Below are 20,106 nucleotides of genomic sequence, written 5' to 3' on the forward strand. Positions count from 1 at the left end.
GCACGTAATGTGCTTCTGATCTCATTTCTATGGTGCGCATCTGCTAAGATGCGCACCATGAACATATTACTTTGTATTGCAATCACGACTGGCATCCTCTCCGGCCTCTGGAGTTGGGTGGCTGTTTCTCTCGGCTTGTTGAGCTGGGCTGGTTTTCTTGGCTGCACGGCCTATTTCGCCTGCCCGCAGGGTGGTCTCAAGGGGCTCTTTATTTCAGGCTGCACGTTACTGAGTGGCGTGGTCTGGGCGCTGGTCATTATGAAAGGCAGCGCGCTGGCGCCGCATCTTGAAATCCTGGGGTACGCCATGACCGGCATTGTGGCCTTCCTGATGTGCGTTCAAGCAAAACATCTGCTGTTGTCCTTTGTGCCCGGCACATTCATGGGTGCCTGCGCGACCTTTGCAGGGCAGGGGGACTGGAAGCTGGTGGTCCCTTCGCTCATGCTGGGGTTACTGTTTGGCTACGCCATGAAGAACAGCGGCCTTTGGCTTGCGGCCCGACGCGAGAAGAGCCAGAGCGTTCCTGCGGTAAGTAAATAAAAAAAGGCGAGACGGAATTCTCGCCTTTTTTTTGCGCCGCTGATTATGACTCTGGCGGCACCGACATCTCACGATATTTCACCAGCACCGCATTACTCACGTCACTTTTATTCTGAAGATCCCACAAGCCGCGATCGATACCGTCATTAATCAGGAAAATCACGCCGGTTTCGATGGCCGACATCAGACACAGCATGACCGGCTCGTTAGAGGTATAGCCAATTTCACCCTCCAGCAGACGCTGGTAATCGATAAAGCGGAATACCCCGGCCTGCACTTCATAAGAGAGAATCGTTTTGCTGGTGGTCACCGAGGATAATATCTCACCCGTGCTCACGTTAACCACGCGCAGGTTGACGGCAATCTGGTCCAGCTGATACTGCGTGTCGGCCCCGATGCCAAAGTAACGCGCACCCGCGCCACCCGATTTCACGTTACTTTCGTAGCCGATAATCGAGCCTTCCACCATGATATTGGCTGCGGTGAGAGACTGTAGCGGCATGCGGTTATTGACACCAACGGTACCATTCTCCTGCGCGGCACGAATGATTTTTCGTTCGTTAAGCAGGTTTTGCAGCCCCTGACGTTCCAGCGGGATAAACCAGCGAGAATCTTTCAGGGCGGTAACCAGCATCGCGGTGGCGCTCTGCGGTACGGCTGTCGAGAAGTTACTGGCCGGATACGGTTTGAACTGACCCGTCTCATCCTGAATGTTATACACCGAGACGAATATCTTTCCGGTTGGGACCGGCAGATGTGTAAGATCCCGATAGCTCTGGGCACGAGGCATCAGGGTGGGTTTAGCGGCTTCTTTTGGCGGGGCAGTTAAACAACCGCTTAATAAGCACACTGCAACTAAAATAAAAAAGCGCTGCATAATAATTGTCCTTATTTCGGGGTTGTTTAGAAATCAGTTGAACTGGTCTGCAAACCGGAAACCTGGATTGTCGACGTTTTACCGGTTTTTCGGTCTGTCACATTTAACTGAAGCTGCCCGTCTTTATTGGCAATATCGACGATAAAGTCGTTAGTGACCATCCGGCCGGGTTTTCCGGTATTAATGTTAGTTAATAAGCCACCTAATATTTGCGACTGGATGGCCTGAGTAAAATTATCCAGGGCTGACGGGGTCTCGATACCGAAATCATCGTCATAGCTGGGGTCTTTATAGGAGTTTTGAGCCTGAGCCTGGTTAAGCATAAAGGCTCCGTTATTCGGGTTGCCGCCAAAATTAGGGTTGCGGAACTGGAATGTCATATTTCCGGCCCAGCTCAACGGCGCAATGAGCATTAACGAAATCACTGTGTGTGCGAGACGCATTACAGCCTCCGAAATAGGTATCGTTGTTAGAACTCATCTTTTGCTAAATCGCCTGTGCTCAAAAGGGCTTTGTCTAACTGTAGGCGGTTAATAGCTTCTTCTGTTTGTGCCAGCGCGAAAGCGACGTTCTGATCGAAGTCTCTTTTCGTTGGGAATAAAAAAGTCTGGTAAATAACGTCCTGATTAGCGGTTATTGTGATCCAGCTTCCCCACCGCGCACTGGGCCGTTCGTTGATGGTTAAGTTACCCGGATAATCGCTTTCCCACTTATCGCTGAAGGCACGATAAAAATCGTGTCCGACAGAGGTGACGGTGTGGTCGGTTAACAGTCCGGGAACTTCTACCTCAACAGCCTGAAGGTTTCCGGCAGCAAGCATAATGCCTGCGGCGGCAATCCAACTTAAGGTGCGTTTCATGCTATTAACGCCTGAGGTTATCGTTTGCCCACGACACCGCCTGCGTGCGATTTTTAACAGCTATCTTTTTGAAAAGATTATAAAGATGCGTCTTAACCGTATTTTCGCTGATAAATAACGAACGGGCGATTTCAATATTTGAAGCACCAATACGCAGTTTGTTCAGGATCTCTTTCTCACGGTGCGTCAGAAGGGCCGATTCCGAACTGTTATAGCGATAATTTCCGGAGTGGGTAATGAGGTAGCTGGCCAGTTTCTGCGAGAAATAACACTCCCCCCGCAATATGCCCTGCAAACCCTCCACGACACGGTTTTCTTCTTCAGTGACGTAAAACACGCCGTTAATATGCGGCCAGCTCTCAATTTCGCGGAAAGGATACTCATCAGGCGTATTTAATAACAATACGCGGATATTATTGTTTTTCCTGCTTAAATTATCTTGCCAGTAATGAATGAGTTTTTTATCCGCTTCCATCATATCGAGAAGAATGATGCTGCCAGAAGCGATATCATCAAAAGAACGTTGAATATTATGCAGTTTCCCGTTAAGAGACAGGCATTGCTTTAAATGCTGCAATAACGCTGTCGCTTGTAAGGAAGGTTTTGTGATCAACAATAATGTATGACCGGGTAAGCTATGGACTTCATTAAACATGATGAAACCCCACGTTATTTATGACACCCGGCAGTTGCCCTCGTATTATTGAAAAGGGCACCAGAGGTACTGACAGGTGTGGCACTGCTGTGTGTAGTTAAAAAACCTTCCTCCAAAGGAGGCGGTAAAATTAAAAACAAATAACGTACTGCTGTTTTCAATCTAGCTATTGCAAACTTTAAAGCAAGTGTTAATCGTGTAACAGAATGTAAAATTCGATATTAATTTGTGTATATTGCAGGGCTAATAGATTTTAAGATAAGGGGAAAGTTGTACATGTGTATAAACGTGCACAGATTTTAAAAACCATAAAGTATATTATAATGGGTTGAATTATTTGGCTTTGTATTATTCTAAGCCAGCCGGTAAAAAGTATGATCTCTGCTAAAAACATAAGACTTCCCTAAGCCAGAATTTTTTCTTAAGAAAACTTGCTTCGTGTCACGCGCGTGGCAAAGGGCATTGTCTTTTTTGTCTGAAGAAGCCGGTGCAGGTTGGACAGTCTGTCTCGCTGTTGTACAAGCGCAGGAAGACATTTTTGGTTTCTGCTTTAGGCGTGTATCCCGTCGTTTCAGGCGAGATTTACGACTTTGAGGTGAAGGAGAATATAAAAATAAGGCGCACGGGTGAGATATTAAACATGTTTCGGCAGACATACTCTTTTCCGTAACGCGGCGTTAACAAAACGAATCGCGTTAACGGAGCAAGAGATACTTTTTTATAGCCAGGTCCAGGGTGACAGCATGAAAAACAAAACGTTGTTTATGATGTTTACATTACTGGGTGCGCCTGGGTTTGTAATCGCAGGTGATTCAGATTTAGCCAGTTCTGAATATAATTTTGCGATAAATGAATTAAGTAAAGCTTCATACAATCAGGCAGCCATTATTGGTCAACAGGGTTCAGGAAATAATTCTGATGTACGCCAGGACGGTTCTAAATTGCTGTCCGTTATTTCTCAGGAGGGCGGGAATAACCGCGCGAATGTTGATCAGTCAGGGACGTATAACCTTGCTTATATCGATCAGACCGGCAACGGCAACGATGCGAGTATTAAGCAGGGCGCTTTTGGCAACACCGCCATGATTATCCAGAAAGGCTCGGGTAACAGGGCGAATATAACGCAGTATGGTACGCAGAAAACAGCAGTTGTAGTACAGAGACAGTCGCAAATGGCTATTCGCGTTATTCAACGTTAGCGATGTGTGACGCCTTAATCAATCCGATGGGGGTTTACCATGAAACTTTTCAAAGTGGCAGTTATTGCAGCAATCGTAGTTTCTGGCAGTGCTTTCGCAGGTGCGGTACCACAATTTGGCGGCGGCCACGGTGGTGGCTGGGGTGGCGGCAATAACGGCCCTGACTCAACCCTGAGCATTTACCAGTACGGCGGCGGTAACTCCGCGCTTGCTTTGCAGACGGACGCCCGAGATTCTGAATTGACCATTACCCAGCATGGTGGTGGTAACGGCGCAGATGTTGGCCAGGGCTCTGATGACAGTTCTATCGATCTGCTGCAAAAAGGCTTTGGTAACAGCGCCACCATCGACCAATGGAATAGCAAAGACTCTGTTATCAACGTGAAACAGTTCGGCGGCGGCAACGGCGCGGCGGTAGACCAGACAGCGTCCGGCTCAACGGTGACTGTGCACCAGGTTGGCTTTGGCAACAACGCGACCGCACACCAGTACTGATTCATTTCTGTACCAAAAAACAGGGCATGCGCCCTGTTTTTTTTCGGGAGGATCTCATGAGCACCTTCATTCTCCTTGCCGCGCTTGCCAGCCAGATAACGTTCAGCACCTCACAGCAGGCAAATATGACAACCATTATTCCTCAGGTCACGCTGGCAGACGCCTGCGAATGTCAGGTTGAGGTGTTATCTGTCCGACAGGGGCAGGGGGGACAAAGTACATCGCGGCAGAAAAATACTCTTTTTATACCCGCTAATCAGCCGATTGATTTAACGCGAATCAGTTTAAATATTCGCTCAGGGGATGCGGTAAAAATAATCGTCACCGTTTCCGATGGAAAATCGCTTCATTTATCACAGCAGTGGAACGCACCGGTAAGTGCGCTTTAATAATTCATGAAATCAATGATTTAATAAAGTGGCGGCGCTGCACAGGTAAGCTATGCTGATATCAAGAACCCAGTCATCGGGTTGCTTAAATTGATACTTCATAACGGAGCGTTTTTACCCCTCAAGGACGAATTTCATTGAGGAGTACAAATAATGTTCAAATCCGCAGCGTGTATTATTTCTGGTCTGGGACTGATCCTGTCCTCTTTTTTTTCTCCGGCTTATTCAGCAACTATAGAAAATGGTGGGGTGATTCATTTTCGTGGCGCGGTGGTCGCTGACCCGTGCGAAGTCACGCCCCGGCATCAGCAGTTTGCGATCTCCTGTCCGGAAAATAACCGTATGAAAACGCATACCATCAGTTATGACGAGGCGCTCCGGGGCCATCATCCTCATTCAGCTCTGGCCGCTGTCAGCATGAAATACCTGAATGAACAGAAAACGCTTGCGGTCGTTCAGGTGGATTACCGCTAACCGACGTTTTTTTCGCGGCAGTTTTTCTCCTTCTCCCTCTGCGATACACTGGTGAAAAAGGCGGGTTGCAGAGGGTGTTTATGAGACCGCAAATCGACGTTATTCATGGCGATATCACGACGGTGCGCGTTGACGTGACCGTCAACGCAGCCAATTCCTCCCTGATGGGTGGTGGCGGGGTGGACGGTGCCATTCACCGGGCCGCAGGCCCTCAACTCCTTGAAGCATGCAAAACCGTGCGTCAGCAGCAGGGAGAGTGCCCGCCGGGGCATGCTGTTATTACGCTTGCGGGCGATCTCCCGGCCAAAGCGGTGATCCATACCGTTGGACCCGTCTGGCACGGTGGCGACCGCCATGAGGCTGAGATTCTGGAGCAGGCGTATCGTAACTGCCTGCGGCTTGCGGCGGATAACGGGTATAAGACCATGGCGTTCCCCGCCATTAGCACCGGGGTGTTCGGTTATCCAAAGGAAGCAGCAGCTACGATCGCCGTGAATACCGTTTATCACTACCTTTCCCTCAAACCCATGCCGGAAAAAGTCATTTTTGTCTGTTTCGATGAGCACACCGCCGACCTGTATCAGCGGATTTTGACCGCGCGCAGCCAGGCATTTTGATGTCTGAAGTGCAAAAACGGCGCCCTGGAGGCGCCGTTTTGTTATCCCGCTTTAACCTGAGGTTTGCCTGAGAACAGGAAACGCAAAAGCGGGATCCGCAGGTGGATTTCATACAACACGATGGCAATGCCAACCACAAAGACCAGGCCGGTGAAGAAGCCCAGCGCATTCGAGGCGATATGCGGCGTAATGTACGCCCCGAAAAACAGCGTCAGCGGATGGTGAACCAGGTAGATAAACAGCGAAGCATTAACGAAATAGGTGACGCGACTGGATTTAAAATTCAGCAGACGATGGCCAAGGGCGAACACCACGTTCACCATCCACAGGCCCATCAGCATCGTTATCACGCTCTCTGTCTCATACATCCACGCGTCCCCGCTGCCATAGCGCTGATTGAGAAGATAGGCGGCAAAGGCCAGCGCAGCACCCACCGCACACCAGGGGGAGGGGGTGGTAAACAGCGCTTTAAGCCGGGGATGAATAAATGCCAGCGCCCCAATCAGGAAGAAGGGAATGTAGAACAGGGTCTGCATCACCACGAAATTAAACAGCCCATCGCTCAGAATGGGAGGGTAGACAATGAGCAGGGTACGCCTGACGGCGGCATACGCGACCCCCAGCGCAAGAAACAGCAGCGACAGCTTGCCCAGGGTGATGTTGGCGAAGAAGGTCGAGGATGCGGTGCTCGCGCGCTGACGCAGCTGGCTGAAGATCAGCAAACTCACCGTGGTTAGCACCACCAGTACCAGCAGGAACCAGAGGTGGGAAATAAGCTCCCAGACCAGGGTGTTGTATTTCTCATAGAAGGAGAGATTCGGCCAGTTTTCCGCCTTGCCTTTAACATGCTGCAACATGATGAACTGCGGCAGCGTCAGCAGCGGAATGGCCGTCAACATCGGTATGCCCACGCGCTCCACGCGCACTTTCCACCATCGCTTGAGGGGATAGCGCAAGAAGAGCATGTAAGAGAAATAACCGGAAATAACAAAAAACACCTGCATGCGGAAGGCATGGATAAAATCATTAAACAGCGTCAGCCACCAGGAGGGCATCTGGCTGTTCACGTGCCAGGTGTGGCTGGAATAGATCAGTGAAATATGAAAAGGGATCCCCAATAGCATGAGCCATGCGCGGATCGAGTCGAGGAAATATTCACGTTGTACAGGGGTTGTGCTCATATAACTTTGTGCATTCTCAGACTTTTCGCCTTATCCCTAAGGCTCATAATGGTTACATTCGGAGCCAACCCTACACCAAGACCGACACCCTGTCTCCAGGATAAGCACGCAAAGTGAAAAGCGGGTTCTTTCATTTGCTTAATCCATGAGCCAGCGAGCTGAACAAAGCAGTGATAATGTTGTCGGATTGCCTGAGTTTCCATTAAAATGGATCGGATCGATATAAGCACACAAAGGGGGAAGTGCTTACTTATTATGAAACATAAACCACAAATGATGAAAATGCGTTGGTTGGGTGTAGCAGTGCTGTTGTCACTGTATACCTCATCTGCACTGGCCTTTAACATCGATGATGTCGCAAAACAGGCAAAATCGATGGCGGGCAAGAGCTACGAAGCGCCAAAAAGTAACCTGCCCTCCGTTTTCCGCGACATGAAATACGCGGACTATCAGCAGATCCAGTTCAATCACGATAAAGCGTACTGGAACAATATTAAAACCCCGTTCAAGCTTGAATTTTACCACCAGGGTATGTACTTCGACACGCCAGTTGCCATCAATGAAGTGACGGCGACCGCGGTACGCAAAATCAAGTACAGCCCGGATTACTTCAATTTTGGCGATGTGCAACACGATAAAGACACGGTGAAAGACCTCGGCTTCGCAGGCTTCAAGGTGCTTTATCCGATTAACAGCAAAGATAAAAACGATGAAATCGTCAGCATGCTTGGCGCCAGCTACTTCCGCGTGATTGGCGCGGGGCAGGTGTACGGGCTTTCTGCGCGCGGTCTGGCAATTGATACCGCGCTGCCATCAGGTGAAGAATTTCCACGTTTTCGCGAGTTCTGGATCGAACGTCCAAAACCAACCGACAAACGTCTGACAATTTATGCGCTGCTGGACTCCCCTCGTGCGACCGGCGCTTATCGCTTCGTGATCATGCCAGGGCGTGACACGGTGGTTGACGTGCAGTCTAAAGTTTACCTGCGCGATAAAGTGGGCAAACTGGGCGTCGCACCGCTGACCAGTATGTTCCTGTTTGGGCCGAACCAGCCATCTCCGGCGACCAATTTCCGTCCTGAACTGCATGATTCCAATGGCCTCTCCATCCATGCCGGTAACGGCGAGTGGATCTGGCGTCCGCTGAACAACCCGAAACACCTCGCGGTCAGCAGCTTTGCGATGGAAAACCCGCAGGGCTTTGGTCTGCTGCAACGTGGCCGTCAGTTCTCCCGCTTTGAAGATCTGGATGACCGCTACGATCTGCGCCCAAGCGCCTGGGTTACGCCGAAAGGCGACTGGGGTAAAGGTAAGGTTGAGCTGGTTGAAATTCCAACCAACGATGAAACCAACGATAACATCGTGGCGTACTGGACACCGGATCAGCTGCCTGAAGCCGGTAAAGAGATGAACTTCAAGTATGCGATTACCTTCAGCCGTGACGAAGACAAGCTGCACGCACCGGATAACGCGTATGTGATGCAGACGCGTCGTTCAACGGGTGATGTGAAGCAGTCCAACCTGATTCGTCAGCCGGATGGCACGCTGGCATTTATCGTGGACTTCGCCGGGCAGGATATGAAAAAACTGGCGCCGGATACTGCCGTGACGGCACAGGCCAGCATTGGCGATAACGGTGAAATCGTTGAAAACGCCGTGCGGTACAACCCGGTCACCAAAGGGTGGCGTTTGACCCTGCGCGTGAAGGTGAAGGATCCGAAACAGACCACTGAAATGCGCGCCGCGCTGGTCAGTAACGATAAGCCGCTGAGTGAAACCTGGAGCTATCAGCTACCTGCCAATGAATAATACATCTGAATATATTGATGCCATGCCGCTGACGGACATTGAAAAAGCGGCGCTCCCTGCGAGCGACATCCGCGCGGTTCACACCGCGCTGGATGGTGAACATCGTCATTTTTCCCGTGATGATGATACGCCGCTGGGGTCAGTGAAGGCACGTCTGGAGCAGGCATGGCCGGACTCGCTGGCAGAAGGGCAGTTAATCAAGGATGACGAAGGGCGTGACCAGCTACAGGCGATGCCGAAGGCCACGCGTTCCTCCATGTTCCCCGATCCGTGGCGCACCAACCCGGTGGGCCGCTTCTGGGATCGTCTGCGTGGGCGTGACGTGACACCGCGCTATCTGTCACGTCTGACCAAAGAACAGCAGGCCTCCGAGCAGAAATGGCGTACCGTAGGAACGATTCGTCGTTACATTCTGCTGCTGCTGACGCTGGCGCAGACGGTTGTCGCCACCTGGTACATGAAAACCATTCTGCCGTACCAGGGCTGGGCGTTGATTAACCCTGCTGACATGATTGGCCAGGATATCTGGGTCTCCTTCATGCAGCTGCTGCCGTATATTTTACAGAGCGGCATTCTTCTGCTGTTCGCTGTGCTGTTCTGTTGGGTCTCCGCCGGGTTCTGGACGGCGCTGATGGGTTTCCTGCAACTGCTGATGGGGCGTGACAAATACAGCATTTCCGCGTCGACGGTCGGGGATGAACCCCTCAATCCTGAGCACCGTACCGCGCTGATCATGCCTATCTGTAACGAAGACGTTGACCGCGTATTCGCCGGGCTGCGTGCCACCTGGGAGTCCGTGAAGGCGACCGGTAACGCGGCGCATTTCGACGTCTATATCCTGAGCGACAGCTACAACCCGGATATTTGCGTGGCAGAGCAAAAAGCCTGGATGGAGCTGATTGCCGAGGTGCAGGGGGAAGGGCAGATCTTCTACCGCCGTCGTCGTCGTCGTGTTAAGCGTAAGAGCGGGAACATTGATGACTTCTGTCGTCGCTGGGGTAACCAGTACAGCTACATGGTGGTTCTGGATGCGGACTCCGTGATGAGCGGCGACTGCCTGAGCGGGCTGGTCCGTCTGATGGAAGCCAACCCGAACGCGGGTATTATTCAGTCCTCGCCAAAAGCGTCAGGTATGGACACGCTGTATGCGCGCTGCCAGCAGTTTGCGACCCGCGTCTACGGGCCGCTGTTTACTGCCGGTCTGCACTTCTGGCAGCTGGGTGAATCTCACTACTGGGGCCACAACGCCATTATCCGCGTGAAGCCATTCATCGAGCACTGTGCCCTGGCGCCGCTGCCGGGTGAAGGGTCGTTTGCCGGGTCCATTCTGTCGCATGACTTTGTGGAAGCTGCTCTGATGCGTCGTGCAGGGTGGGGCGTCTGGATTGCCTACGATCTGCCTGGCTCGTATGAAGAGCTGCCGCCGAACCTGCTGGATGAGCTCAAACGCGACCGCCGCTGGTGTCACGGTAACCTGATGAACTTCCGCCTGTTCCTGGTGAAAGGGATGCACCCTGTTCACCGTGCGGTGTTCCTGACGGGCGTTATGTCCTATCTGTCTGCGCCGCTGTGGTTTATGTTCCTGGCACTCTCGACCGCGTTGCAGGTTGTGCATGCTCTGACGGAGCCGCAATACTTCCTGCAACCGCGCCAGCTGTTCCCGGTGTGGCCGCAGTGGCGTCCGGAGCTGGCGATTGCGCTGTTCGCGTCGACCATGGTGCTGCTGTTCCTGCCTAAGCTGCTCAGTATCATTCTGATCTGGTGCAAAGGTTCGAAGGAGTACGGTGGTTTCTGCCGCGTGACCCTTTCACTGCTGCTGGAAGTGCTGTTCTCGGTCCTGCTGGCGCCGGTGCGTATGCTGTTCCATACGGTGTTTGTGGTGAGCGCGTTCCTGGGATGGGAAGTGGTGTGGAATTCACCGCAGCGTGACGATGACTCTACGCCGTGGAGTGAGGCCTTTATGCGCCACGGCTCTCAGCTGCTGCTGGGCCTGGTGTGGGCCGTTGGTATGGCCTGGCTGGATCTGCGTTTCCTGTTCTGGCTGGCGCCAATCGTCTTCTCGCTGATCCTGTCGCCGTTTGTGTCGGTGATCTCCAGCCGTTCCACGGTTGGCCTGCGTACCAAACGCTGGAAGCTGTTCCTGATCCCGGAAGAGTATTCTCCGCCGCAGGTGCTGGTGGATACCGATACCTATCTGGAGCAGAACCGCAAACGCACGCTGGATGATGGCTTTATGCACGCCGTGTTTAACCCGTCATTCAACGCGCTGGCAACCGCGATGGCGACGGCGCGTCACCGCGCCAGCCAGGTGCTGGAGATCGCCCGCGATCGCCACGTTGAGCAGGCGCTGAACGAGACGCCAGAAAAGCTTAACCGCGACCGTCGTCTGGTGCTGTTGAGCGATCCGGTGACGATGGCACGGCTTCACTACCGCGTGTGGTCCGCGCCGGAGAGATACTCTTCGTGGGTGAACTACTATAAGGACGTTAAGCTGAATCCGCTGGCACTGAAGGCGAAGTAAGTTGTTAAGTAGGGCGGGTAAGCGAAGCGCCACCCGCCAAATGAAATACCGGCTTAATCGCCGGTATTTTTTTAGAGGTCAGACATGAAAGTAATCATTGTCGTCATGATGGCATGCCTGCTCAGCGGCTGCGGCAGCATTATCAGCCGCACCATCCCCGGGCAGGGCCACGGGAATCAATACTACCCCGGCGTACAGTGGGACGTTCGCGATTCTGCATGGCGCTATCTCACCGTACTCGATCTGCCGTTTTCGCTGATTTTCGACACGCTGCTGCTGCCCATTGATGCCAGTCACGGCCCTTACGAGTAACGGGAGCTCATCGCTCGTCCCATTCGTCCGCTGCGGCCTGACCCTCTTCGGTATCCAGCGGCGGTTCGAGCTGAAACTCGCCTTCGTCCCATTCGTGCAGCGTATTTTCTTCCAGCCACTCCTGACGTAACTCAATTTCGTCATAGTCGCCGTCGAATACCGCCTGTGCACCTTCACCACTCAGTATCGGCAGACATTCACCATCTTCACCTTCATCAGCAAAGAATTCGGCCTGCCACATAATATCGCCGTCCTGTAGGACGTATTTTTGGATATTGAGTTGTTGCACGTCAGCATCTTCTTCCTCAATGCCGGGATTATCGGCGAGGAACTCTTCGCGAGCGGCATCAATTGCTTCTTCCAGCGTACTATAGAATACATATTCTTTATCGGACATAATGAGTTCCTCAATGATTAAGTTTATCAAATGTATAGGTGCATGAATGCGAACTGTCAAAGCGTATGTGTATAGCAGGGTATCAAGTATGCAACAGGTTGATGCCTTTGGCTTAGACAGACAAATCAGCACTGTCATGGACTTTCTTGAAAATGCAAAATTGCCTGTCGAGTTAGGGTATCGACTCGATCCAAACAATCATGAAGTACTTGAAAGCGACAAAGGATTGTCGGGGTATAAGGGGCACAACTTCACGAAGGGATCTCTCGGGCGATTCAAGGAACGTGTAAGGTCAGGAGAGATCACAGAAGGTTGCTTACTAATCGAGTCCGTGGACAGGTTTAGTAGAAAACAAGGCTACGATGCTATCGATGAATTCACTTTCCTGATCAAGCGTAACATCGATATCGTTGAAGTTGAGACAGGGCAAATTTTCAGCAACAAACTGGAGCACAGATTATCTGCTCTATCTACAAGTATTGAACGTGCTTACCAGGAATCGAAGCGAAAAGCTCGTATCAGCAAGAAATCATGGAAGCATCGAAAAGAGGAATCTTTAGCAAATGGGGTTGCTCTTAACAACAATACACCAGATTGGTTGGCTCTCAGTAATGACAAAAAAAAGTATGAGATAAACATACAGAGAGTACAAACAATAACTAAGATTTTTGAGTTATACCGTGATGGCTATGGTGTAACTCAGATCGTGAATCTTCTGAACAAAGAAGGGGAGAGGTACAACGGCAAAGGCTGGAATACCGTTACGGTTTATAACAAATTGCGTGATCGTCGGCTTAATGGCTACCTTGTTGGTAAGTACCCCAGCATACCCAAAAAAGATAATGAAAGTACAAGTGAGACAGAAAAGAGGGTATTGGAAAATCTTAAGATTAAAAGAGAAGCAAACGAAAATGCTAAACGAATATATCCAATAGTAGTTGAAGATGATCTGTTCTTAAAAGTCCAATCTATGATGGACAGAAACGTGTCTACCAAAAAACAAAGAAGTAGTACTACGAAGCAAAGGAATTTATTTAATGGTTTAACAAAGTGTCATGAGTGTGGAAGCCCAATGATCGTCCAGAGTATGTCTAATGGAGGACAATACTTACGATGTTATAGACAACGGACTAAAGACGAAAAATGTAATTCAAAGATGTTACGGTATTATGTTACTGAAAGAGTACTATTAGAACATATTAAAGGTTTGAATCTTAATGATATATATGGTGACAAATCAGGTAATCTTTCTTTAGAAAGCCTGAATAATCTTCTCTCACAAGTCAATAATAAGCTCGTAGTACTTAATGAGAAGATCAAAAGTGCCAGTGAAGAAGAAGAATTGTTCGCCATAATGGATTTTAAAAGAAAAAGAAATGCAGAGAAGGAAGATATACTTAATCAAATAAATGCACTTGAAAATGAAAGTGAAGTTGTTCGCCTGTCATATGACTATGATATTGAAGAAATTACCAATCAAGATAATACAGTGCTAAGAAGAAAAACAAATGAACATATCGCTAAAGTTGTATCATCTGTTAGGTGTTTGAGAATGGATTCAAGCTATATAGGGGCATATTATTTGTATGATATCTCATATCATAAAGACATTATCAAACATCTACTTTTAACAAATAATGATGGAGTGTTACTAAGTGAAATTAGCATCAACGAAAGCAATAATCAACGCGTATACAGCGTAAAAGAAGATAACAAAATAGTATTCAAGGTTGAATCTAATGGAGACGTTTGGGTATTGCATGCAAGTAGACAGAAAAGCATTGATGAACTATTACATTATATAAATGTCATGATGGTTGGCAGGGAACCAGAGGGTTTTGCTTACGAAGTCAATGAAGACATGATTGAATGGGTTGATTAAGCGAGATGCCAAAGTTAAAACGAGGTTCACATGAAAATTTTTTTCCTGCTTTTGGCATTGCCAGTACTGGTCAATGCAGCAGATAGAATTGTAACTGAGAGAGATGCCTGGCGTGGCTGGGCAGGTATTTCGAGTCCAAATGTTGTACAAATAAACACGCATTATCAGTGTGGGGATTATAGGGTGCAGGATTCAATGGAAAAATTAGATGTTAATGGTGTTGAACGTAAGGTGATACGCATAGACAGTTTTGATAACTCGGTGATTTCGTATACAGCTGATAACGGAATGGTTTTAAAAACCTCGCTCAAAGGAGCTTACTTAAAAGCAGGAAATGGCTACTTGAAGTGTGAGATTGTCGTTGATGAATAGGGCGTAGAGCAAACCTAAGAGGAATGATCTGCTGTTTTTGTATTAAAAACAAGGAGTTGGCGTGTTTTTAGAATAATCTAAGGAAAATAACTGGAAATAAAAAGAAAATGTTGGGATAGATTTAGGCTAACGATAAAGCGATTTTGATAGATACGCTTATCATTATTTTGCTAAAAAAGCAATATCTAAAACTACAATTCCGCACCCGATGGGTTGGATATTCGCCTTGAGCGATGATATTACTCTGTTGTCCCTTATTCTGTCAAATTTGATGCTAATTTCACTTAAGTGGCTTTTTGACTGTCATACCTCCGACCTTTAATATTTAAAGCGTGGAAACAACGTTTCTTTCAATACCAAGGCATTCTAACTATTTATATAAAATTTCACGGCTACAGTGGGATTACGTTGCAGTAATGCCGTAGTAACAAACACATCTTAATCAAACTAAAAGAGGAAAATATGAAAGCCAAAAAGATAATCAAAAAGCTACTAAGTGATCTCTATGCGGGAACTGAATATTCGTGTGGAATTCAAAGCATCAAACATAGTGAAGAGTTGCCTGTAATATTTGGTATGCATCGTACAGACCACGATATAATCACTAACTATAAAATAGTGGGTGATGAATTGGATGTTCACCAAATACATGTTTTACCGCGTGAAGTAACTCCAGATTGGGATTCACCTATTACAAGTAGCGTAGAACGAAAAAGTTTTCCAATAACTGAAGATGGATTGCGTCAATGTTCCGAGTACTTTAGCAATCTAATTACAATGGATCTAATTGAACTCGTTAAGAGTATTCGCGGTTATGACATAAGTTTGATTCATAAACCATCATTTAACATCGCATAAGTACACCCAATTTGACCTCTTGTGATAAATAAATTTATACAACAGCAAGAGGTAAATAACGTGATGCATCTTTTAACTGAATTAGTACTATTCCCAATCTACATACTCTGTATGATCTTCTTTATGATGCTATGTATTATTACATTACCATTAAAGATACCAGCAATAAATAAATTACTAACAAACTATCTGAAACAGAAAAAATAAATATGTTATATTATAGGTGAAGGCTCGAACATAGCTCACCTATTCAGCAGGAAAATAATAAATAAAACGTAGTAAGAGAAACGTGAATGGTTTGCATCATTCCGTTTCGTCATTTCATTCGCAATGAATCAAATGATAAATAAAATATAGATTGTGGCTCATCTATAAATTTCCTTCCATTGAAATACACCCTACCCACAGTAGGGTTCTTTTTACATGGGAATTACTACGAAATCGAAATCAAACCTAATATGGAAATTAACATGAAAATTAATAAAAAAGACGTAAAAACCAACTTGGTATCAGTACGTGTCACTGACGCACAGTTAGCAGAATTAAAGAAACTTAGTGAAAGCGGTGTTTGTGATCGTGAAACACTTGCGAGTGCTTTTCAGTACTTACTAAACCAACACATCATTCTAAAAAAAGGCTAATGCTATACGCCTAATAAAGTTATAGCAAATGGTGAAACAGGAAGTTTCACTGTCAATGAATGGAAGCATAGATATGAAGAGAAATAATGACCTAAAAAGAATCCGTACACACAATGATTACCCAACACTAAAAACAGGACGTAAATCATTCAATAACATGTTCGATAGAACTCTATACAATGATGATTATCATGATGTAACGATTAGTACCGAGTTTAGTAACCTATCATTGTTTTTGAAATGGCATGAAGTGAACTATGTAGAAGGTTGGCATCTTGATAAAGACATACTAAATCCTGGTGCTCGTGAGTATTCATCCCAAAACTGTATGTACGTTCCCCCTGAAGTAAACCAACTATTCAAAAGTACTAAACCAGGTAAGTACATGAAAGGTGTTGAAGCATCAGGTAAGAAATTCAAAGCATACTGTAGCGTAGATAGTAAAAAGAAATGTTTAGGAACTTTCAGTACTGAACTTGAAGCACATGAAGTACATATGAAATGGCGTAAGGCACGTTTGATAGAACTTGCTGAGAAGTACAAAGAATATAAAAAACTAAGTGCGGCACTATTGAATCACGCTAACAACATTTAAAGAAATTGGCCTGTAGTGGGTGGAATCACTACAGGCCAAGTATTAATTAAGAATATATAGGACTATTTATTATGGCAAAAACCTATTCAAGTTTTGATAACAGAAACGTAAAAGCACTAATTAGCCAGTACAAGCTATATAAAGATATCCCATGTGAAGATATCAAGAACATCATGAAGGATTCAGTAGCTAAGCTTAAGGTGAGAGATAAGATTAGTGTCTATGACGTGTTTACAGTATTGAGTAATGAAGATGAAATACGAAATGATTTACTATTCAATACTATCAATGCTATTAAAGTACAACAGGATAAGAAACAAGTAAAAGAACGTATGATTAGGTACTACGGAGCAGCGATCACGGATGCAGCAAAACGAATAGAACAGTATATGTTGGCACACCCAGACGCACTGCCAGCACCAGAATATGGACAAAGAACACTAACATATAAAGAGTTTGGTAAACTATTGGAACTACAAAAACAAGGTGACTTTATTGATGACATGATCGAGTACTTAAAGAGCTTGCGTTAATTGTGCCGTATTACGGCATATTACGGCATATTACGGCATGGTTGTATGCCGTAATACGGCAAAAAAAGCCCCTGAAACCCGCGTTTTACCATCAATACGGCAACTAAGTATAGAGATACGAAATCCATTCCATTTCATTCCATGTATTTCTTTCTCTATCAGTATTCACAGAAACTGTGACTTGCGTCACGAATACTACTCGTCGTGAACTCCTCGTAGTATTGGTTAGTAACGTTGCGTTTTTCTCGCCAGTACTCGAAAACCCGCAAGGCGTTATTACTCGCTTTGCTCGACAGATGATAGTACTGAATCAAAGTGATTGGGGTCGGTACTGCGTACCTAAAGTCTTTGTGAGTAACTACGCGTCGCCTTGCTCCTTGTCGGGGTTACGGGCTGTTGAAGCCCTTCATGTACTTACCTACCTTATAGTGGTGATGTTCGATTACTCGACACATGATAGAATTGCCATATGCAAACAGCAGGGAAAACAAAATGCAAATAATGAGGATGACATACGACGACATTGATAAAAATGGCTATGCCAAATTACACGTCTATGGAATAGGAACTTTCTCGGTATTCAGTGGGCAGAACCCATATACAAATGATCCCAATTGTGCGTTTATGCCTAATAGTGCTATCCCTACTGGACGGTACTGGATAGTTGATAGGCCAACTGGTTCTACTCTGAATCAGATCCGGGCATGGGGGATTGATACAATCACTGGTAACGATCACTCCGAATGGTTTGCACTCTTCAGTGCTCAAACCATGACAGATAGCATTCTCATTAATGGTGTATCGCGTGGTAGTTTCCGTTTGCATCCATTACGGCCAGATGGAACGGGTGTATCAGAGGGATGCATAACATTCGTCAATCGCCCTGATTTCTATACTGTACGTAGTCAGTTGCTACGTACTAAAAAGGTTAAAGTACCAGGTTCCAGAACTGGATTAATGGCGTATGGCTGGGTGGACGTGCAGGGGGGTAGCAACTATGCGAACTGTAGGATTCGTTAAGTATGCAGCCTTATATAGTATCTGCATCATCTTTTCATGGTGGTTATCAAGCTTTGGTAAGCCCCTGAACGGCATAACGCAATGGGCTATGGATACCGCCTATAGTACTTTCGGTTCCGGCCTGAGCGGGTCATACGAAGCTGATGCAGATCCAGTAAGGTTCATAGCCTTAATCGTGATGGTACTCATCTACGCTACGGTACTGTTCCTGCTCATACGCTTAGCCCTCAGTAAGTTCCACAACAAAAGAAATTAATTGCAAAAAGAAGCCCCAATAGGGGCTTTATTTCTTTTTACGGATAATGAAATCTTTTATTGGTCTGTTTTCGGAGTAAACTTTATTGATCTCATTCCTAATATACGTGTTGTTTTTTAATGCATCATGACGGATATCAAACAATTCTTTCTCAAAAGCATCTTTAGCTTTTTGATCTGTATAGAAGTGGCTACCGTACTCGGCAAATGCCATAAAAGCATTTACACTAATATTATTGTAATCATCCGATGTTTTTTTGATGAAATTTTTAATGTCGTTTGCATAGGAACTAACGTCATAGTTAGTGCGTGACACTGACTGTAGCTGGTTTATTATCCCATATGTTAGACGATGATATTCATCTATGTGAACTTCTAACTCTTTGTATAATTCTTCGATTAGAGATTGACTTTCTTCATTTGCACCATCAATTCTAACAGCATAAGAGATATTTTTAGTTAAGTTTAATATGAGGTTTTTAGCATACAAGCTTTTTGAACGTACATCAGCAAGATCTTTGTACACAGCATTTTCAATAATATTGTAGGCAATATCATAGTGTTTCTGTACCATCCAATCTGGCACTTTCATTAACGCGATGATAGCAATTATGAAAGTACCAAATGTCCCAATGGCACTTAACCAATCCGTAAATGATCCCCATTCAAATCCCTTGACATCAGCGAAGAGAACCTTAATGAGTACCAAAATTGCTAAAATTAATAGTACTCCAACAATAGAGATAAGGGCGATATTGGTTTTCCTGCAAACCATCTATAAATGCTCCTTTTGTCTTGATAATCAGCACAAGTACTTTACCACTGTAAACGCAATCAAGTACACTCACAACCTCACGCCCCCCACGATGGGTAGGTTTGTTGAAGGTGTGGGTGTGGCGTGAAACTCAGATTTTTTTGGATTTGCGTCAAGATGCAGAAGAGCGAGCATTCAAGCCATTCGTAAGAGCTTTAGCTGAAAGAAAATGTGATCGAATAAACCTTCATTAGGGGATTTATTTTACTTGAAACAAATCAATAAATTTTGTTTTTTTGAACTTAAGGTGTTTCTGTTCCGTTTCTGCCAAGTCCTTAATATAATCATTATAATGTACTTTGAATTGCTTGAATGAAGTACTGAATTCATCCATGCCAATATGTTCAGCAACATATATACAGCTTTTTGCTAATGAAGAAGCATTAAAAGCGGAGACACTTGAATCACGAAGCTTTTTTAGCACGTCATTAATTATGTCTTTGTCTTTTAAAAATAACGACCACCTTTCAATCATTTCCAAATTTTCTGATAGCTCGTCTATTCTTTGAATATCAAACGTGTGGTTTAGAATAAGCATTTGATAATCATGAGCTTTGTTTCCATCAACATAAGTTATGCGTTCATCGACAGCTTTCAAGTATTCAAACGCATCATGTAATTCAGATATGTAATTTTTAGTTTTACTGTATTGTTCATCGATATCGGATAACAGTTGTTCGGCTTTATCAAAACCTTTTGTGTGTGATCGTTGTGAGAACCACTGATTAGCATTTGCAGCAGCGTATACTGCAACACCTGCCATAACCCAATCAGCTACCGTACCAGTGATATCATACCAAGCCATAGCATA

Annotated in this window: 24 protein-coding genes; 16 read left to right on the forward strand and 8 right to left on the reverse strand. The window is 46.2% G+C overall.

Annotated elements, in window-relative coordinates; translation table 11 throughout:
* Nucleotides 1-57 precede the first annotated feature (57 nt).
* A complete protein-coding gene (locus ACOTZD_RS11805) occupies nucleotides 58-540 on the forward strand; it encodes a DUF1097 domain-containing protein (RefSeq protein WP_057979956.1) in 483 nt (160 codons plus the stop codon).
* 43 nt (nucleotides 541-583) lie between these two features.
* On the opposite strand, the gene csgG is transcribed toward ACOTZD_RS11805, so the two are convergent.
* Genes csgG through csgD form a run of 4 tightly spaced genes read right to left on the reverse strand, consistent with a single transcriptional unit; the run spans nucleotide 584 to nucleotide 2,931 of the window.
* A complete protein-coding gene (gene csgG, locus ACOTZD_RS11810) occupies nucleotides 584-1,417 on the reverse strand; it encodes a curli production assembly/transport protein CsgG (protein WP_003858055.1) in 834 nt (277 codons plus the stop codon).
* A gap of 26 nt (nucleotides 1,418-1,443) precedes the next feature.
* The gene (gene csgF, locus ACOTZD_RS11815) at nucleotides 1,444-1,860 is read right to left on the reverse strand and encodes a curli production assembly/transport protein CsgF (protein ID WP_003858054.1); all 417 of its coding nucleotides are present in this window, start codon (nucleotides 1,858-1,860) and stop codon (nucleotides 1,444-1,446) included.
* 26 nt (nucleotides 1,861-1,886) lie between these two features.
* Nucleotides 1,887-2,276 carry a curli production assembly/transport protein CsgE gene (gene csgE / locus ACOTZD_RS11820; RefSeq protein WP_003858052.1) on the reverse strand — a complete coding sequence of 130 codons (390 nt, stop codon included), beginning with the start codon at nucleotides 2,274-2,276 and terminating at the stop codon, nucleotides 1,887-1,889.
* A 4-nt stretch (nucleotides 2,277-2,280) separates the two neighbouring features.
* Nucleotides 2,281-2,931 (reverse strand): biofilm master transcriptional regulator CsgD, encoded by a 651-nt coding sequence (gene csgD, locus ACOTZD_RS11825; protein ID WP_003858049.1) that lies wholly within the window; start codon nucleotides 2,929-2,931, stop codon nucleotides 2,281-2,283.
* Nucleotides 2,932-3,674: 743 nt separating this feature from the next.
* On the opposite strand from csgD, the gene csgB reads away from it, so the two are divergent.
* The 5 genes from csgB (at nucleotide 3,675) to ymdB (ending at nucleotide 6,105) form a co-directional block, all read left to right on the forward strand.
* Nucleotides 3,675-4,130 carry a curli minor subunit CsgB gene (csgB, locus tag ACOTZD_RS11830; protein WP_003858046.1) on the forward strand — a complete coding sequence of 152 codons (456 nt, stop codon included), beginning with the start codon at nucleotides 3,675-3,677 and terminating at the stop codon, nucleotides 4,128-4,130.
* A 39-nt stretch (nucleotides 4,131-4,169) separates the two neighbouring features.
* A complete protein-coding gene (gene csgA / locus ACOTZD_RS11835) occupies nucleotides 4,170-4,625 on the forward strand; it encodes a curli major subunit CsgA (protein ID WP_003858043.1) in 456 nt (151 codons plus the stop codon).
* Between the two features lie 56 nt (nucleotides 4,626-4,681).
* Entirely contained in the window at nucleotides 4,682-5,014 is a 333-nt protein-coding gene (gene csgC / locus ACOTZD_RS11840) for a curli assembly chaperone CsgC (RefSeq protein WP_003858040.1), read from the forward strand.
* Nucleotides 5,015-5,167: 153 nt separating this feature from the next.
* On the forward strand, nucleotides 5,168-5,488 hold the full coding sequence (locus ACOTZD_RS11845) for a type 1 fimbrial protein (RefSeq protein ID WP_003858038.1): 321 nt from the start codon (nucleotides 5,168-5,170) through the stop codon (nucleotides 5,486-5,488).
* 80 nt (nucleotides 5,489-5,568) lie between these two features.
* Entirely contained in the window at nucleotides 5,569-6,105 is a 537-nt protein-coding gene (gene ymdB, locus ACOTZD_RS11850; RefSeq protein WP_045350131.1) for an O-acetyl-ADP-ribose deacetylase, read from the forward strand.
* 41 nt (nucleotides 6,106-6,146) lie between these two features.
* Here ymdB and mdoC read toward each other — a convergent pair whose 3' ends face one another.
* Nucleotides 6,147-7,286 (reverse strand): glucans biosynthesis protein MdoC, encoded by a 1,140-nt coding sequence (gene mdoC / locus ACOTZD_RS11855; RefSeq protein WP_017384749.1) that lies wholly within the window; start codon nucleotides 7,284-7,286, stop codon nucleotides 6,147-6,149.
* A 255-nt stretch (nucleotides 7,287-7,541) separates the two neighbouring features.
* On the opposite strand from mdoC, the gene mdoG reads away from it, so the two are divergent.
* The 3 genes from mdoG (at nucleotide 7,542) to ACOTZD_RS11870 (ending at nucleotide 11,928) form a co-directional block, all read left to right on the forward strand.
* The gene (gene mdoG / locus ACOTZD_RS11860; RefSeq protein ID WP_032608994.1) at nucleotides 7,542-9,095 is read left to right on the forward strand and encodes a glucans biosynthesis protein MdoG; all 1,554 of its coding nucleotides are present in this window, start codon (nucleotides 7,542-7,544) and stop codon (nucleotides 9,093-9,095) included.
* On the forward strand, nucleotides 9,088-11,616 hold the full coding sequence (gene mdoH / locus ACOTZD_RS11865; protein ID WP_015570846.1) for a glucans biosynthesis glucosyltransferase MdoH: 2,529 nt from the start codon (nucleotides 9,088-9,090) through the stop codon (nucleotides 11,614-11,616). The genes mdoG and mdoH overlap by 8 nt, the downstream gene beginning before the upstream one ends.
* Nucleotides 11,617-11,700: 84 nt before the next feature.
* Nucleotides 11,701-11,928 (forward strand): YceK/YidQ family lipoprotein, encoded by a 228-nt coding sequence (locus ACOTZD_RS11870; protein ID WP_003858030.1) that lies wholly within the window; start codon nucleotides 11,701-11,703, stop codon nucleotides 11,926-11,928.
* 7 nt (nucleotides 11,929-11,935) lie between these two features.
* On the opposite strand, the gene ACOTZD_RS11875 is transcribed toward ACOTZD_RS11870, so the two are convergent.
* Nucleotides 11,936-12,325, reverse strand: a complete 390-nt coding sequence (locus ACOTZD_RS11875) for a MysB family protein (RefSeq protein WP_032104437.1) — start codon at nucleotides 12,323-12,325, stop codon at nucleotides 11,936-11,938.
* 46 nt (nucleotides 12,326-12,371) lie between these two features.
* Between ACOTZD_RS11875 and ACOTZD_RS11880 the strand changes: the two genes are divergently transcribed.
* From ACOTZD_RS11880 to ACOTZD_RS11910, 7 genes are all read left to right on the forward strand, one after another.
* The gene (locus ACOTZD_RS11880; RefSeq protein ID WP_269150367.1) at nucleotides 12,372-14,207 is read left to right on the forward strand and encodes a recombinase family protein; all 1,836 of its coding nucleotides are present in this window, start codon (nucleotides 12,372-12,374) and stop codon (nucleotides 14,205-14,207) included.
* A 30-nt stretch (nucleotides 14,208-14,237) separates the two neighbouring features.
* A complete protein-coding gene (locus ACOTZD_RS11885) occupies nucleotides 14,238-14,579 on the forward strand; it encodes a hypothetical protein (RefSeq protein ID WP_048241037.1) in 342 nt (113 codons plus the stop codon).
* Between the two features lie 462 nt (nucleotides 14,580-15,041).
* Nucleotides 15,042-15,437 carry a hypothetical protein gene (locus ACOTZD_RS11890; RefSeq protein ID WP_048241035.1) on the forward strand — a complete coding sequence of 132 codons (396 nt, stop codon included), beginning with the start codon at nucleotides 15,042-15,044 and terminating at the stop codon, nucleotides 15,435-15,437.
* Between the two features lie 470 nt (nucleotides 15,438-15,907).
* Complete coding sequence (locus ACOTZD_RS11895; protein ID WP_154817000.1) at nucleotides 15,908-16,078, forward strand: hypothetical protein; 171 nt, start codon at nucleotides 15,908-15,910, stop codon at nucleotides 16,076-16,078.
* 73 nt (nucleotides 16,079-16,151) lie between these two features.
* The gene (locus ACOTZD_RS11900; protein WP_174402503.1) at nucleotides 16,152-16,673 is read left to right on the forward strand and encodes a hypothetical protein; all 522 of its coding nucleotides are present in this window, start codon (nucleotides 16,152-16,154) and stop codon (nucleotides 16,671-16,673) included.
* Nucleotides 16,674-16,744: 71 nt separating this feature from the next.
* Nucleotides 16,745-17,206, forward strand: a complete 462-nt coding sequence (locus tag ACOTZD_RS11905) for a hypothetical protein (protein ID WP_048241032.1) — start codon at nucleotides 16,745-16,747, stop codon at nucleotides 17,204-17,206.
* A gap of 507 nt (nucleotides 17,207-17,713) precedes the next feature.
* Nucleotides 17,714-18,226, forward strand: coding sequence for a DUF2778 domain-containing protein (locus ACOTZD_RS11910; RefSeq protein WP_306414113.1), 513 nt, complete (start codon nucleotides 17,714-17,716; stop codon nucleotides 18,224-18,226).
* Between the two features lie 283 nt (nucleotides 18,227-18,509).
* On the opposite strand, the gene ACOTZD_RS11915 is transcribed toward ACOTZD_RS11910, so the two are convergent.
* Nucleotides 18,510-19,256: a hypothetical protein gene (locus ACOTZD_RS11915; RefSeq protein ID WP_048241029.1), complete on the reverse strand. Its 747-nt coding sequence runs from the start codon at nucleotides 19,254-19,256 to the stop codon at nucleotides 18,510-18,512.
* 238 nt (nucleotides 19,257-19,494) lie between these two features.
* The gene (locus ACOTZD_RS11920) at nucleotides 19,495-20,100 is read right to left on the reverse strand and encodes a hypothetical protein (RefSeq protein WP_048241027.1); all 606 of its coding nucleotides are present in this window, start codon (nucleotides 20,098-20,100) and stop codon (nucleotides 19,495-19,497) included.
* Nucleotides 20,101-20,106: the final 6 nt, after the last annotated feature.

This window comes from Enterobacter cloacae complex sp. SHL022 (assembly GCF_049237785.1).
In the GTDB taxonomy this organism is placed as follows: Bacteria; Pseudomonadota; Gammaproteobacteria; order Enterobacterales; family Enterobacteriaceae; genus Enterobacter; species Enterobacter hormaechei_C.